Source organism: Arthrobacter sp. GCM10027362 (assembly GCF_042679445.1).
Lineage (GTDB): Bacteria > Actinomycetota > Actinomycetes > Actinomycetales > Micrococcaceae > Crystallibacter.
Genome location: NZ_JBHTML010000101.1, coordinates 1 through 14,347 on the forward strand (window position 1 = coordinate 1; position 14,347 = coordinate 14,347).

The 14,347-nt window shown below is 70.4% G+C and carries 15 protein-coding genes; 11 read left to right on the forward strand and 4 right to left on the reverse strand.

Features of this window, described 5'->3' with window-relative positions:
* From ACFQ36_RS14155 to ACFQ36_RS14165, 3 genes are all read left to right on the forward strand, one after another.
* Positions 1-899 (forward strand): acetate--CoA ligase family protein (locus tag ACFQ36_RS14155; protein ID WP_377014639.1); only part of this gene is annotated, 899 nt, incomplete at its 5' end.
* Positions 900-955: 56 nt separating this feature from the next.
* A complete protein-coding gene (locus ACFQ36_RS14160; RefSeq protein WP_377014641.1) occupies positions 956-1,630 on the forward strand; it encodes a DUF5998 family protein in 675 nt (224 codons plus the stop codon).
* Positions 1,630-2,889, forward strand: coding sequence for an alkaline phosphatase family protein (locus tag ACFQ36_RS14165; RefSeq protein WP_377014643.1), 1,260 nt, complete (start codon positions 1,630-1,632; stop codon positions 2,887-2,889). The genes ACFQ36_RS14160 and ACFQ36_RS14165 overlap by 1 nt, the downstream gene beginning before the upstream one ends.
* Before the next feature lie 18 nt (positions 2,890-2,907).
* Here the strand turns inward: ACFQ36_RS14165 and sepH are convergent, their stop codons facing one another.
* Positions 2,908-4,212 carry a septation protein SepH gene (gene sepH, locus ACFQ36_RS14170; protein WP_377014645.1) on the reverse strand — a complete coding sequence of 435 codons (1,305 nt, stop codon included), beginning with the start codon at positions 4,210-4,212 and terminating at the stop codon, positions 2,908-2,910.
* Between the two features lie 301 nt (positions 4,213-4,513).
* On the opposite strand from sepH, the gene ACFQ36_RS14175 reads away from it, so the two are divergent.
* A complete protein-coding gene (locus tag ACFQ36_RS14175; protein ID WP_377014647.1) occupies positions 4,514-4,813 on the forward strand; it encodes a DUF4193 domain-containing protein in 300 nt (99 codons plus the stop codon).
* Positions 4,814-4,871: 58 nt separating this feature from the next.
* On the opposite strand, the gene ACFQ36_RS14180 is transcribed toward ACFQ36_RS14175, so the two are convergent.
* A complete protein-coding gene (locus ACFQ36_RS14180) occupies positions 4,872-5,369 on the reverse strand; it encodes a DUF3093 domain-containing protein (RefSeq protein ID WP_377014648.1) in 498 nt (165 codons plus the stop codon).
* A 128-nt stretch (positions 5,370-5,497) separates the two neighbouring features.
* On the opposite strand from ACFQ36_RS14180, the gene dut reads away from it, so the two are divergent.
* Genes dut through ACFQ36_RS14200 form a run of 4 tightly spaced genes read left to right on the forward strand, consistent with a single transcriptional unit; the run spans position 5,498 to position 7,834 of the window.
* Complete coding sequence (dut, locus tag ACFQ36_RS14185) at positions 5,498-5,983, forward strand: dUTP diphosphatase (RefSeq protein WP_377014650.1); 486 nt, start codon at positions 5,498-5,500, stop codon at positions 5,981-5,983.
* Positions 5,984-6,018: 35 nt separating this feature from the next.
* A complete protein-coding gene (locus ACFQ36_RS14190; protein WP_377014652.1) occupies positions 6,019-6,726 on the forward strand; it encodes a DUF3710 domain-containing protein in 708 nt (235 codons plus the stop codon).
* On the forward strand, positions 6,719-7,057 hold the full coding sequence (locus ACFQ36_RS14195; RefSeq protein ID WP_377014654.1) for a hypothetical protein: 339 nt from the start codon (positions 6,719-6,721) through the stop codon (positions 7,055-7,057). Before ACFQ36_RS14190 ends, ACFQ36_RS14195 begins: the two co-directional genes overlap by 8 nt.
* A 3-nt stretch (positions 7,058-7,060) precedes the next feature.
* Positions 7,061-7,834, forward strand: a complete 774-nt coding sequence (locus ACFQ36_RS14200) for a DUF3159 domain-containing protein (RefSeq protein ID WP_377014656.1) — start codon at positions 7,061-7,063, stop codon at positions 7,832-7,834.
* Here ACFQ36_RS14200 and ACFQ36_RS14205 read toward each other — a convergent pair.
* Together ACFQ36_RS14205 and ACFQ36_RS14210 are read right to left on the reverse strand one after the other, a co-directional pair.
* Complete coding sequence (locus ACFQ36_RS14205; protein WP_377014658.1) at positions 7,739-8,467, reverse strand: potassium channel family protein; 729 nt, start codon at positions 8,465-8,467, stop codon at positions 7,739-7,741. The two genes, ACFQ36_RS14200 and ACFQ36_RS14205, sit on opposite strands and share 96 nt — an antisense overlap.
* On the reverse strand, positions 8,464-9,138 hold the full coding sequence (locus ACFQ36_RS14210; protein ID WP_377014660.1) for a potassium channel family protein: 675 nt from the start codon (positions 9,136-9,138) through the stop codon (positions 8,464-8,466). The genes ACFQ36_RS14205 and ACFQ36_RS14210 overlap by 4 nt, the downstream gene beginning before the upstream one ends.
* Positions 9,139-9,336: 198 nt before the next feature.
* Between ACFQ36_RS14210 and ACFQ36_RS14215 the strand changes: the two genes are divergently transcribed.
* The 3 genes from ACFQ36_RS14215 to ACFQ36_RS14225 all read left to right on the forward strand — a co-directional run.
* Positions 9,337-11,310, forward strand: a complete 1,974-nt coding sequence (locus tag ACFQ36_RS14215) for an APC family permease (RefSeq protein ID WP_377014662.1) — start codon at positions 9,337-9,339, stop codon at positions 11,308-11,310.
* Positions 11,311-12,687 (forward strand): class I SAM-dependent RNA methyltransferase, encoded by a 1,377-nt coding sequence (locus ACFQ36_RS14220; RefSeq protein ID WP_377014664.1) that lies wholly within the window; start codon positions 11,311-11,313, stop codon positions 12,685-12,687.
* A gap of 194 nt (positions 12,688-12,881) precedes the next feature.
* Positions 12,882-14,347: aconitate hydratase (locus ACFQ36_RS14225; RefSeq protein WP_377014666.1), on the forward strand; the 1,466-nt coding region annotated here is incomplete at its 3' end.

The window sequence follows — 14,347 nt, forward strand, 5'->3', positions numbered from 1 at the left end:
TGCTCGGCGGCAGACCCGCCATGGTGGGACAGCGACAGCAGGCGCTGCCCTGCTACGCCAGCCCGGGTGCCGCCGTCGCCGCGCTCGCCGACGTCGTCCGGTACACGCAGTGGGCGGCCCGGGACCAGGGCCAGCCGGCCGTCGCCGCCGGCGTGCACACGCACCGTGCGGCGGAGCTGATCGACGCGATGGTGGAGGGCATCAGCGGAACCGAACTGGTCCGCCCCACCCCGGAGCAGGCCGGCGAGCTGCTCGGCTGCTACGGGATCAGCGTGCTGCCCTCGGCCGGCTTTACGACGGCGGACGAAGCGGTGGCCGCGGCGGACCGGCTGGGCTGGCCGGTGGCGCTGAAGACTACCGACGAACGGCTGCGCCAGCGGCTGGACCTGGGCGGGGTACGGCTGAACATCGTGGACGCGCAGTCGCTGCGGCGCAACATCGAGCAGATGCGCCGGCTGCTGGCTCCGTTCGGCAACGTGCCGCTGGAGGTGCAGTCCATGGCGCCGGCGGGCCAGGCCTGCACGCTGCGGGCCATCGAGGATCCGCTGCTGGGCCCGGTGGTCTCCTTCGGGCTGGCCGGGGACGCGGTGAACCTGCTGGGGGACTGGGCGCACCGTATTCCGCCGCTGACCACCGTGGACGTGGCGGACCTGGTCCGCAGCCCGCGGGCGGCCGGCAAGCTCTTTGGCTACAAGGGGCTGCCGCCGGTGGACGTGGCGGCGCTGGAGGATCTGGTGACCCGGGTGGCCGTGATGAAGGACGAGCACCCGGAGATCGCTTTGCTGGAATTCAACCCGGTGCTGGTGGCCGAGCACTCCCTGACGGTACTCAGCGCCGACCTGCGGCTGGGCAACCATGCCCAGCGCACGGACAGCGCACGCCGGGCCATGCGGGACTGACGCCGGACCCGGTGTCCAGGGCTCCGGTTCGCGTTCACTCCGCCGCCTTTGCGAGAATGGACACCATGACTCCTTCCGCGACTTCCGCACGCCGCAGCCTCGACGAAGACCTGAACCGGGCCGGCTTCTACCCGCTGCTGGTGGCCGACGTGGTGCATGACGCGCTGGACGAGCGGACGCCGCTGTCCCACCTGGTGCACCTGGAAACGCATTTTGACCGCAACGAGGTGCACCGCCACATCACCGTGCTGGTGCTGACCGAGGACATGCTGGTGGTCACCCATGTGGACGACCAGCAGCTGGACGAGGCCGGCCAGCAGGTGATGGCCCAGATCTCCACCGAATCCGTGCCGGTGAGCCAGATCAGCTCCGTGGTGCTCAGCTACGTGTACGTCCAGCCGCAGGACTACCAGCCCTCGGACCTGGCCCGCGAGCTGACCCTGTCCATCGCCTGGTCCGGCGGCCAGCGGGTGGACATGGGCCCGGCCGGCTGCGCCGATCCGCAGTGCGACGCGGACCACGGCTACACCGGCACCATCGTCCAGGACGACATCGTGATCCGGGTCAGCGCCGAGGCGGACGGCCCGCAGGCGGTCCAGAACGCCAAGGCGTTCGCGCGGGCGCTGCGCAAGGTCAACACGGCCCCGCCGTATCCGTCCCGGAGCGCGGACATGCCCGCGTCCCGGCAGCGGCTGGGCGGCCGGCTCGCGCGCAACCACCACCAGCGCTGATGCCGGGGCATGGGAAGTCCCTGAAGGAGCCCGCGCGGGAGCCGCTGCCGGAGCCGCCCGGCTACGGCCGGGACAGCATCGCCGACGTCTTCACCAGCGCGGCCGCCGCACTGGGCCTGGACCGCTTTGACAACGCCCTGGGCCTGCCCAAGGCCCGGCGCATCTGCGTGGTGATGGTGGACGGGCTGGGCAAGGCGCTGCTGAAGCAGCGCGGCGGCCACGCCCCGTTCCTGCGCGGGAGCCTGGAGAACTCCCGCACCCTTGGCAGCGCCTTCCCGTCGACGACGGCGGCCTCGCTCGCCAGCCTGGGCACCGGCCTGGAGCCCGGCCGGCACGGCATGGTCGGCTACGACGTGCTGGATCCGCTGCAGGACAAGGTGGTGAACCAACTGGGCGGCTGGGACGAGGGCGTGGACCCGCTGCTCTGGCAGCCGAACCCCACGGTGCTCGAACAGGTGGCGGCCGAGGTGCCGGTGGTAACGGTCAGCCTGCCGAAGTTCGCCACCTCCGGGATGACCCGGGCGGCACTGCGCGGGGGCTCCTTCGTCCCCGCCGGCACCGGCCACGCCCGCACCCGCGCGGCCGCCGAGCACCTGGCCGGCCAGGACCAGATGCTGATGTACCTGTACTTCAACGAACTGGACAAGGCCGGGCACCGCTACGGCTGCGGCTCGATGCAGTGGGGGAACGCGTTGGAGGAACTGGACTCGGGCATGCGCCGGCTGGCCGCCAACCTGCCGGCGGACACGCTGCTGCTGCTGACCGCCGACCACGGCATGCTGGACGTGGCGCCGGAGCACCGGATCGACTACTCGGCGGATCCGGCCCTGACCGCAGGGGTGCGCCACACGGCGGGGGAGCCGCGGATGGTGCACCTGTACTTCGAGCCGGACGCCACCGCGGAGCATCGGGAAGCGCTGATCCAGACCTGGCGGCAGGCGTACGGCCGGCAGGCCTGGGTGCTGACCCGGGATGAGGCCGTTGCGCACGGGCTCTTCGGCCGGGTGGAGCCGGAGGTGCTGCCGCGGATCGGGGACGTGCTGGTCGCCGCGCGCGAGCCGATCGCGCTCTACGACCTGCGCAGGGTGGCGTCCTCGGCACTGGAACAGGTTGGGCAGCACGGTTCGCTGACCCGTGCCGAGCGGGAAGTGCCGTTGCTGACCCTGGCCCATACCTCCGCAGGCGGGACCGGTTCCAGCGGCCACATGGTGGGCACCAAGACGGGCCGGAAGGCGGGCGGCCGGCGACGGCGGCACTGAGCCGGTGCCGGCCGCCCGCTATTCGCTCTTGGTGCCGAAGACGATCTCGTCCCAGCTTGGGATGGAGGAACGCTTGGGCTTGACGGAACGTTTGACCGGGGGCTCGTCGCGCTGGGCGGGCTCGGCCGGCTCTGCGGACGGCGGGACCTCCTCCGCCGGGGCCGGGTCCGAGGGTGCGTCCTGGTCTTCCGGCTGGCCGGGCCCGTTATCCTCACCGGCGGGGGCCGGGTCGTCCTCGGCCGCCGGTACCGGGGCGGTGTGCGGTTCGCCCGAGAGCGTAATCTCGCGTGTCATGGTACTGACGCCGCCGTGCAGCTGCAGCGGGCCCGCCGGGGTGCCGTGCACGGGGGCCAGGCTCAGCGGCGGGAAGAATGGCGGCCGCGCGGCGTCGTCGTGCCCGGACCTGCTGCCCGGAGCGGGCAGTTCGCCGGTGGAGGGGTGGGCGTCCGAGGGCACACCGCGCGGATGGGCCGCGGGAATATGGCCGCGGTTGAGCATCAGGGCGAGCGCGTCATCGGCCTCCTCGTCCACCCCCAGCCGGTGCCCCCGCCGGGAGCGCAGCACCTCGAGCAGATTGTCCGCGGCCTCCCGGTCCTCAGTGTCCTGCTCCGGGCCGGCGGGCGGTTCGTCCGCGCCCTCGGCCTCGAAATCGAAGACCCGGTCCGCCACGGCGGTCAGCCGGCGCGCGGGCACCGCGCCGTCCACCGGCTCCAGTTCGCTCAGCTGCTGGGCCCAGCGGTTGGCATTGCGGATGGTCTTGCGGGTGGGGCTGTAGATCCAGCGGGCAGGCGGTTCCTCCCCGACCGTCGGGGTGCCGTCCGCCGGCAGGGTGAAGGCGGCCACCACTTCCCACTCTCCGTCGGGCAGGCGCCACGCGTCCCAAGCCAGGGTGGCCGGGTCGATCCCGAAGTCCCGCAGCCGGTGGTTGACCATATCGCCCAGGGTGGCCGGGTCGTCGTCGAACGCCGGGCGGCCGCCGTCCGCGGCCGGCAGCGCGGACGAGACCTCGACCTGCCGGGCCAGGCTGGCCATGTAGTCGCGTTCGGCCCGCACCGGGCCCTCGAAGCGCAGGATCCGTTCCAGCTCCTCGCCGGACTCGGCCGCGACTTCCTCAACGGTGGCGCCGGCCCGGATGCGGGCCTGGATTTCGCGCGGTGGCAGGGCCGTCTCGGCCTCCGTTCCGGCCGCCTGCACCCGCGGGGCCGGCCGGGCCGCGGCGCGGAGGGCCTCGTCAATGGCCAGCCGGTAGGTGGCTCCGCTTCCACCGCTCAACAGCAGATGTTCACCATCCTCATGGACACCCACCAGCCGCAGATCTTGCATGAAAACCCTCCACTGAACGACAATTCCTGCCTGAAACTCTGCCACCGAAGGGGGCTATTTCCTACGCTTTCCGGCGGTGTGGCGCGCAGATAAAGCCGTCCGGGCCGCGGATCGGGCCGGCGGTTTGGCATTGGCGTCCCCGATACGCCACAATCTTCGCGTTACGGGCACAAAATCGGGCATCAGGACGTTGTGTTGTGACAGATCTGCGCGGCTGCGCCGGGGACGGCCGGCGGGCGGCGGGTCATGCGGAGCAGTACTGCTTCATAACTGCGAACGACCGGAGCGTGAACAAACAATTATGGCGACTGACTACGATGCGCCGCGTAAGACTGAAGAAGACCTCAATGAGGAATCGATCGAGGAACTGAAGACCCACCGTTCCAGCAAACAGTCTGCCGTCGTAGACGAGGATGAGGCGGAAGCGGCCGAAGGCTTCGAGCTGCCCGGCGCTGACCTTTCCGGCGAGGAACTGATGGTCCGCGTCCTGCCCGCCCAGGCCGACGAGTTCACCTGCGCCTCCTGTTTCCTGGTGCGCCACCGCTCACAGGTGGCCAGGGAGAAGGACGGCCTGCTGTACTGCAAGGACTGCGAGGGGTAGCAGCCTAAGTAAAGCCTTGTAAGGGAAGGAGTAAGCGACGGGGACCCGCCGGACGGGGTCAGGAACGTGCCGGAGCGGCCAGTGCGGCGACGAGCTGTGCCGGCCGCCTCGTCGAGGTCAGCCAGTAGGGGGTCAGGTCCGCCTCGTCGGTGATTTCGATCCTGACCACCGGGTCGATCCACCCGCGAATGCACAGGTAGGCGGTGCCGTTGAGTTCCGGGCCGCGCTGGCGCGTGGCATCCTCGCCGCGGAAGGCCTCGACGGCGCCGATGTAGCGCCGCTCGATCCGGGCCCGTCCCACCTGGAGTTCCCGGGCGGTGACAATCAGCCGCGGCGTCGAGGCGATCAGCAGCACGGCGAGGATGACGGCAAGGACGCCGGCGGCCACATAGCCGATCAGCAGGTCGATGGGCGCGAAGACCAGGATGGCGGCGGCGGAGACGCCGGCGGCCACGGTCCAGATCCAGGCCGAGGGCCAGAGCCGTTCCTCGAAGAGGACGGGATCGGCCGGTCCGGTGGCCGCGCCGTCGGCGGCGGGGGCTGGTTGTGCGCTCATAGCTTTCAGCTTTCCACCTTTTCGGGGGCATTTCATCTTCGTAGGAGGCGCCGGGCAAACGCGCTAGAGTGATGTGCGGGTAAATCCGCCCGTGCAGCGCGAAAACACGAACGGAAACGACAACAGACGTGCAACAAGTACAGCCCACGCTCAACGTCAAGCTGAAAATGCTCGACGACGGCCTGGAACCGCCGGCCTATGCGCACCCCGGCGACGCCGGCGCGGACCTGCGCACCCGGATCGATTTCCGCCTGGGCCCGGGAGAGCGCATCCTGGTCCCTACCGGGGTTTCCCTGGCCCTGCCGCCCGGGTATGTGGCCCTGATCCATCCCCGGTCCGGGCTGGCGACGAAGCACGGACTGACGATCGTGAACGCGCCGGGAACGGTGGACGCGGGCTACCGCGGGGAAATTGCCGTGACGCTGCTTAATACGGACAGCTCCGAGACCCTCACCTTCCGACGCGGGGACCGGATCGCGCAGCTGGTTATCCAGCGCGTGGAAACCGCCGCCTTCCAGCTGGTGGAGGACCTGCCGGACTCCGTGCGCGGCGAGGGCGGCTTCGGCTCCACCGGCGGATACGGCGTCCCGCCCCGGCCCGCCACGGACACTTGAGCAGACCGGTGAGGAACCGGAGAGAGGGACCCACTATGGTTTTTGGCCGCCGGAAGAAGAACAGGAGCCTGCCGGAGGCGGAGGACAGCGAGGCCCGCGGCCCCGAAGCAGCCCCGGAGGAGCCCGTCGTCGAGGGCCTGCGCCGCAACGGCCCGTTCGACGGGTCCGAGAAGCCCTCCGCGGACGGCTACCTGGACTTGGGCGCCCTGCGGATCATGCCGCGCGAGGGCCTGCAGCTGCGGGTGGAGGTCGAGGAAAGCACCCAGCGCGTGGTGGCGGTGACCCTTGACTACGGCGGCTCGAGCCTGCAGATGCAGGCATTCGCCGCGCCAAAATCCGAAGGCCTGTGGGACGAGATCCGCGGGCAGATCGGTTCCTCCGTCGGATCGGAGGGCGGCACCGTCGAGGAAATCGAGGGTCCGCTCGGGACCGAGGTGATCGCCCGGCTGCCGGTGCAGCTGCCGGACGGGCAGCGGGGATACCGGGTGGCACGCTTCCTGGGCGTGGACGGACCGCGCTGGTTCCTGCGCGGGGTCATCGGCGGACCGGCAGCGCTGGACCGCGGACAGGCGACGGTGCTGGAAGAGCTGTTCCGCTCCACCGTGGTGGTCCGCGGGGACGCGCCGATGCCCCCGCGCGACCTGCTCACGCTGCGGCTGCCCAAGGGCGCGACCCGCGAACGGCCCCCGGCCCCCGGCCTGGCGGCACCGGAGCGGGGACCGGAAATCACCGAGATTGGCTGAACCCCTGCGCCACCCCGGGACCGGCCGTCCGGCCGGGCGCGTGGACTTGGCGCACCTGCCGGTTCGGGGGCGGGTCGCCTCCAGCGGCTACGTAGACGCCATCACGATCATGCCGGCCGGCGGCGCCCCGAAATTCTCCGCCGTGGTGACCGGGGAGGGCCCGAACCGCCACGGTACCGCCCGGATTCGGCTGGTCTGGCTGGGCCAGCACCGGGTGCCGGGCATCGAAGCCGGCATCCGGCTGGGTTTCGAAGGCATGGTGTTCCCGGTGGAGGGCATGCCGACCATGTACAACCCGCGTTATGAGATCCTCAGCCCCACGGAGGCCTAGATTATGGCAGAAGAACCCCGCCGGGACACCGGCGAAGACCCCGAGGCCGGCCAGCCCTCGCTGGGCGAACTGGCCGGCACCTACGCGGCCAAGGCGGGAGTCAGCCGCAGCGAGGACGGCAGGATCGATGTCCTGCAGTCCATCGGCGGCGTCCGTGGCCTGGCCGAAAGCATCCTGCCGGGGCTGGTGTTCCTCGTGGTCTTCACTGCCGCGGGCCGGCTGGCTCCGGCACTGATTGGCTCGCTGGCCGTGGCGGCGGTCTTCACCCTCGTCAGGCTGATCCAGCGCGGCACAGCCGCCCAGGCCTTCTCCGGACTGGTGGGCGTGGCCATCTGCGCCTTCGTGGCCAACAGTACCGGTCAGCCCAAGGACTACTTCCTCTGGGGTTTCTTCACCAATGCCGCTTACATCGCCGCGATGGCCGTCTCGGTCTTCGTCAGGTGGCCGTTCGCCGGCCTGCTTTTCGGCTTCGTCCGCGGCGAGGGGCTGGACTGGCGCCGGGACCGCCGCCGGATCCGCCGCTACAGCGTGGCGACCTGGATCCTGGTCGCAGTGCTGGCACTGCGGCTCGTCGTCCAGGTGCCGCTGTATCTGTCCGACAACGTGGTGGCCCTGGGCACCACGCGCCTGATCATGGGCCTGCCGCTGTATGCGCTCGGGCTGTGGCTGGCCTGGCTCGTCTCACGCCCCGCGGGGACCCTCGCCGGCAACGGCGGGACCGGCAACGGGAGTGCCGGGGGAGCCGTTCCCGGTCCGGGGGGCCAGGACCAGGCGTAGCTCGTCCTCGGCCGCGATGGTCGTAATGAAGAACAGTTCGTCCCGGGCCTCGATGACATCGTCCGGACTGGGTGTGATCGGCGCATCATCGCGCAGGATCGCCACCACAGTGCTGTCGTGCGGCCAGTCGATGGAGCCCAGGGTGCGCCCGATCAGCGCCGAATCCTGCGGCACGGTGAATTCGACCAGCGAGGACACCCCGGTCTGCAGCGTCAGCAGCCGCACCACGTCCCCGATTTCCACGGCCTCTTCCACCAGCGCGGTCATCAGCCGCGGGGTGTTCACGGCCACGTCCACCCCCCAGGAATCGTCGAACATCCAGTCGTTCTTCGGGTTGTTCACCCGGCCCACCGTACGGGCCACGCCGAATTCGCTCTTGGCCAGCAGCGAGACCACAAGGTTGACCTTGTCGTCCCCGGTGGCGGAGACGACGACGTCGGCCTCCTCGAGCCTGGCCTCCCGCAGCGTGGTTATTTCGCAGGCGTCGCCGATCAGCCAGCGGGCGCCCTTGAGCCCGCTGCGGCCGATCACCTCCGGCTTTTCATCGATGAGCAGGATCTCGTGGTTGTTGGAGAGCAGTTCCCGGGCAATGGAGGACCCCACGCTGCCGGCACCGGCGATGACAACTTTCATTCGGACTCCTTGGCCGGCGGTTTGGCCAGCACGCGGCTGATTTCTGCGGTGTTGTCCACGTACATCATGGCGTGGACGATGTCGCCCTGCTGGTAGCGGGTATCCGGGGTCGGCAGCATCCCCTCGCCGAAGCGGGTCAGGTAGGCAACCCGCACGCCCGAGGCGGCCTCGACCTCGGCGAAGTTGTGCCCTACCCAGCCTTGGTGCAGCGAGACTTCGCCCAGGATCAGCCGTCCGGAAGCCTCCCGGAAGTCCCCGTTGATGCTTTGCTCGGGCAGGATCCGGCGCAGCACCTGGTCCGCGCTCCAGCGCACGGCCGCCACCGTGGGAATGCCCAGGCGCTGGTAGATTTCGGCCCGGCCGGGATCGTAGATCCGCGCGACCACGTGGGGAACATGGAAGGTTTCGCGGGCCACGCGGGTGGCCAGGATATTGGAGTTGTCGCCGCTGGAGACGGCGGCAAAGGCATAGGCGTGCTCGATGTCGGCGTGCCGGAGCGTGTCCCGGTCGAAGCCGACGCCGGTGACCTTCCGTCCCGAAAAGCCGCTGCGCAGCCGGCGGAAAGCACGGTCGTCCTGGTCGATGACGGCCACGCTGTGGCCCGAATCGTCCAGCGTGTGGGCCAGCATGACGCCCACGCGCCCGCATCCCATGATCACAAAGTGCGCCATCGGCGACTGTTCCTCCGCACCGCTTCAGCCGTTATTCTGCCTACACAAGCAACAATATCCCCTGCGGTGTCCCGCGATACCCGGCCTGTTGGCCGGTGTGCCCGCGGGGAGGCGGCGAACGCTAGACTCGAATCCTGATGAAGACGTACGCACAAGCGCGCCCGGCCGGCCGGCCGCCCGGGCAGGGGAGTACCGGACGTGCTGGCATTTCTTGATGCGCTCAAGCGGCTGCTTGTGGGCAGGCCGTTCCGCAGCGAGCGGCTGAAGCCGCAGTCGTTGCCCAAACGGGAGGCGTTCGGGCTCTTCTCGGCCAGTGCGCTCTCCTCGGTGGCCTATTCGCCCGACGAGATCCTGCTCACCCTGGCCTTGGCCGGTGTCGCCGCGCTGGCGCTCTCGCCCTGGGTCGGGCTGGCCGTCATCGTGGTCCTGCTGGTGATCGTGGCCTCCTACCGGCAGAGCGTGCATGCCTATTCGTCCGGCGGGGACTACCAGATCGCCACGGAGAACCTGGGCAAGCCGGCCGGGATCGTGGTCGGCTCGGCCCTGATGCTGGACTACGTGCTGACCGTGGCGGTGTCCATGTCCTCGGCCGCACACTACGTGGCCTCCGCGGTCCCCGCGCTGCACGGCTGGCAGCCGGCGGTGGCCGCCGCCGGCGTCGGAATCCTGGCCCTGATGAGCCTGCGCGGGGTGCGCCAAAGCGGGCGCGGCGTCGCTGCTCCCACCTATGTCTTTATGGCGGCCGTGCTGCTGATGTGCGCCGTCGGATTCATCCAGGGCCTGACCGGCAGCCTGCGCCTGGCCCCGAGCGCCGAATTCGAGATCGTGCCCGAGCCCGGGCTGGAGGCCGGGCTCGCCGGCATCGCCGGGGCACTGCTGGTGCTGCGGGCCTTCTCCACCGGGGCGGCGGCACTGACCGGTGTGGAGACCCCGGCGAGCAACGTTTCCTCCTTCCAGCCGCCCCGGGCGAAGAACGCCGCCGCCACGCTGGTGGCGCTCGGCCTGGCCGCCGCCGTAATGACCATGTCCGTGCTCTACCTGGCCCGGCTCACGCGGGTGCAGGTGGTGCAGTCGCCGGCCGAGCAGCTGCGGCTGGACGGCGCTCCGGTGCCGGCGGACTACTTCCAGATGCCCGTGCTCAGCCAGCTGGCCGGCACCGTCTTCAGCCCCGGCCATCCGCTCTTCTACCTGGTCCTGGCGGCCACGGTGCTGGTGCTGGCGCTGGCCGGCCACATGGCCTTCGGGTCCTTCCCCGCCCTGGCCTCGATCCTGGCCACCGACGGATTCCTGCCCCGGCAGCTGCGCACCCGCGGGGACCGGCTCGGCTACAGCAACGGCGTGCTGACCCTGGCCGGGGCCGCCCTGGTCCTGGTGCTGCTCTTCCGCGCGGATGTCACCCGGCTGATCCAGCTGTACGTGGTGGGGGTCTTCGTCTCCTTCACGATCAGCCAGCTGGGCATGATCCGGCACTGGGGACGCCAGATGCGCGCCACGCCGCACCGCCGGGTGCGCTACCGGATGGGAAGGTCCCGGCTGGTCAACCTCATCGGCTTCGTGTTCACCGCCACCATGCTGGTGGTGGTGCTGGCCAGCAAGTTCGTCTTCGGCGCCTGGCTGGTAGTGCTCGGCATCGCGGTGCTGTCGCTGGCCATGTACAGCATCAACCGCCACTACGAGCGGCTCAGCCGGGAACTGGCCGTGGACCCGGAGCATCCGGCCACCGCGCTGCCCTCCCGGGTGCACGCGGTCATCCTCGTCTCGCACGTGCGCAAGCCGGTGCTGCGGGCACTGGCCTTCGCGCGCGCCTCGCGCCCCTCGCGGCTGGACGCCGTGGTGGTGGACATCGATCCGGCGGAGACGGCGGCCACGCTGGCGGACTGGGAGCGGCTGAAGATCCCGGTGCCCATCACGGTGCTGGCCTCGCCGTACCGGGAGACCACGACGCCGATCCTGGACTACATCAAGAACATCCGCAGGGAGTCCCCGCGCGATCTGGTGGTGGTCTACATCCCCGAATACGTGGTGGGCCGCTGGTGGGAGCAGTTGGTGCACAACCAGACCGCGCTGCGGATCAAGACCCGCCTGCACTTCGAACCGGGCGTGATGGTGGCCAGCGTGCCGTGGCAGCTGGCCTCCTCCGACGCCGTCCGCAGATACCAGGAGCTTAGCTGAATGGCAGAACCGACAACCACCACGCCGGACACCCGGGGACAGCTGCTCGAGCTGACCGTCGGCAACCCCGCGCACGGCGGGCATTTCGTGGCCCGGCACGAGGGCCGGGTGGTCTTCGTCCGCCATGCGCTGCCGGGCGAGCGGGTGCTGGCCCGGGTCACGGACGGCGGCGCGGACGCCGGCTTTTGGCGCGCGGACACCGTCCGGGTGCTCGAGCCCTCCGGGCACCGGGTGGCGCACCCGTGGCAGCCTGCAGATGCGCTGCTGGCGGCCGGGGCCGGGCGGGCACCGGTGGGCGGCGCGGAGTTCGGGCACATCGCGCTGGATGAGCAGCGCCGGATCAAGGCCGCTGTCTTCAGCGAGCAGCTGCGGCGCCTGGCCGGCGTCGAGCGCGCCGTCACGGTGGAACCGGCGCAGGAAGAACACGACGGCGGACTCGGCTGGCGCACGCGGGCCGGCTTTGCGGTGGACGCGGCCGGGCGCCTGGCCATGCACGCGCACCGCTCCGAGGAGCTGATCCCGGTGCGGCAGATGCCGCTGGCCGTGGACGCCATCAATGCGCTGAAGCTCTGGGAGGTGGATCTGGCCGGGGTGGCCCGGGTGGAGGTTGCGGCGCCGGCGAACGGCAGCACGCCGCTGGTGCTGCTGATCCCGGAAACGGGCACCACGCCGCGCCGGCTCGCCGCCGTGGCCGCGGCAATCGCCCCGAACCAGACGGTGTCGGTGGCGGCCTGGGAACCCGAACCGGCGCGGCTGACGCGGCTGCGCGGCCGGACCTGGGTGCTCGAAAGCTGCGGCGCCCACGAATTCCGGGTCAGCGGCGACGGGTTCTGGCAGATCCACCGGCAGGCACCGGAAATCCTCACCCGGGCCGTGCTCGACGGCGTGCGGCCGGAACCAGGCGGGCAGGCGGCGGACCTCTACGCCGGGGCCGGGCTGTTCACCGCGCCGCTGGCCGCGGCGGTGGGGGAGGGCGGCCGGGTGCTCTCCGTGGAAGGTGCCCCCGGCACCAGCCGGGACGCGCGCAAGAACCTGCACGCCGCCCCACAGGTGGAGATTGTCCAGGGCAAGGTGGACCGGGTGCTGCGCTCGCGGTTCCCGCCGCGCCGGGGCCGGTCCGGATCGGGCCTGGACGCAGTGGTGCTGGACCCGCCGCGGGCCGGGGCCGGCCGGGCGGTGGTCCGGCAGGTGGACGAACTGCGCCCGCGCGTGGTCGGCTACGTCGCCTGCGATCCGGCCTCCTTCGCCCGGGACCTCGGGTACTTCCTGTCCCTGGGCTGGGAACTGGAGACGCTGCGCGTGTTCGACCTGTACCCGCATACGCACCACATGGAATCGTTTGCCAGCCTCCGGCTTCCGGCCACCGCCCGCCGTTAGGATGGGTTGGAGTGGTTCGGGCGTGCCCGCTGCGCATGAACCGGCACGGCCGGGCAGCGGCGGTATCGGCCTGCCGCAGGCTGCGCGAAGCGCCGCGGCGGGCCTCCTCTGACGAGGCGTCATAGTTAGGAATGCCTAACTAGCGGGTGCATTATGCCCGGACAAAGATGAAGTGTGGCGAGAGGAGTCCTGTTATGAGTAATGTGGACAGCTTCGGTTCCAAAGGCGTCCTGAACGTCGGCGGCACCGAATACGAAATTTTCCGGCTGAATTCCGTCGAAGGCGCACAGAGCCTTCCGTTCAGCCTCAAGGTCCTGCTGGAGAACCTGCTCCGCACCGAGGACGGGGCAAACATCACCGCGGAGCATGTCCGCGCGCTGGCCGGCTGGGACCCGGAGGCCCAGCCGGACACCGAAATCCAGTTCACCCCGGCCCGGGTGATCATGCAGGACTTCACCGGCGTGCCCTGCGTGGTGGACCTGGCCACCATGCGCGAGGCGGTCAAGGACCTCGGCGGCGACCCCAAGCGCGTAAACCCGCTGGCGCCGGCCGAGCTGGTCATCGACCACTCGGTGCAGATCGACGTCTTCGGCAACGCCGGCGCACTCGAGCGCAACATGGAAATCGAATACCAGCGCAACGGGGAACGGTACCAGTTCCTGCGCTGGGGCCAGACCGCATTCGACGACTTCAAGGTCGTGCCGCCGGGCACCGGCATCGTGCACCAGGTAAACATCGAGTACCTGGCCCGCACCGTGATGACCCGTGAGGTGGAGGGCCGGCTGCGCGCCTACCCGGATACCTGCGTGGGCACCGACTCGCACACCACGATGGTCAACGGCCTGGGCGTGCTCGGCTGGGGCGTCGGCGGCATCGAGGCCGAGGCGGCCATGCTCGGCCAGCCGGTCTCCATGCTGATCCCGCGCGTGGTCGGCTTCAAGCTCACCGGTTCCATTCCCGCCGGCGCGACTGCCACCGACGTGGTGCTGACCATCACCGAGATGCTGCGCAAGCACGGCGTCGTGGGCAAGTTCGTGGAGTTCTACGGCGAGGGCGTGGCCCAGGTGCCGCTGGCCAACCGCGCCACCATCGGCAACATGAGCCCGGAATTCGGTTCCACCGCCGCCATGTTCCCGATCGACGACGTGACCCTGGACTACCTGCGCCTGACCGGCCGTTCCGAGGAGAACATCGCCCTGGTCGAGGCCTACACCAAGGAGCAGGGCCTCTGGCACGACCCGGCCCGCGAACTGCGCTTCTCCGAGTACCTGGAGCTGGACCTGTCCACCGTGGTTCCCTCCATCGCCGGCCCGAAGCGTCCGCAGGACCGCATCGAGCTGGCCCAGGCCAAGGAACAGTTCCGCAAGGATCTGGGCAGCTACGTCAAGGCGGCCGCCGAGGATGCCCTGGACGAGGCGCTGGAGGAGACCTTCCCGGCTTCCGACGCTCCGGCCATGACCTCCACCGTGCGCCACTCCGCTGCTACCAACGCGGACGGCCGGCCGAGCAAGCCGGTGCCGGTGAAGATGGCCGACGGGCGCGAATTCGTGCTGGACCACGGCGCGGTCTCGATCGCGTCGATTACCTCCTGCACCAACACCTCCAACCCCTCGGTGATGCTCGCGGCCGCACTGCTGGCCCGCAACGCCGTGGAGAAGGG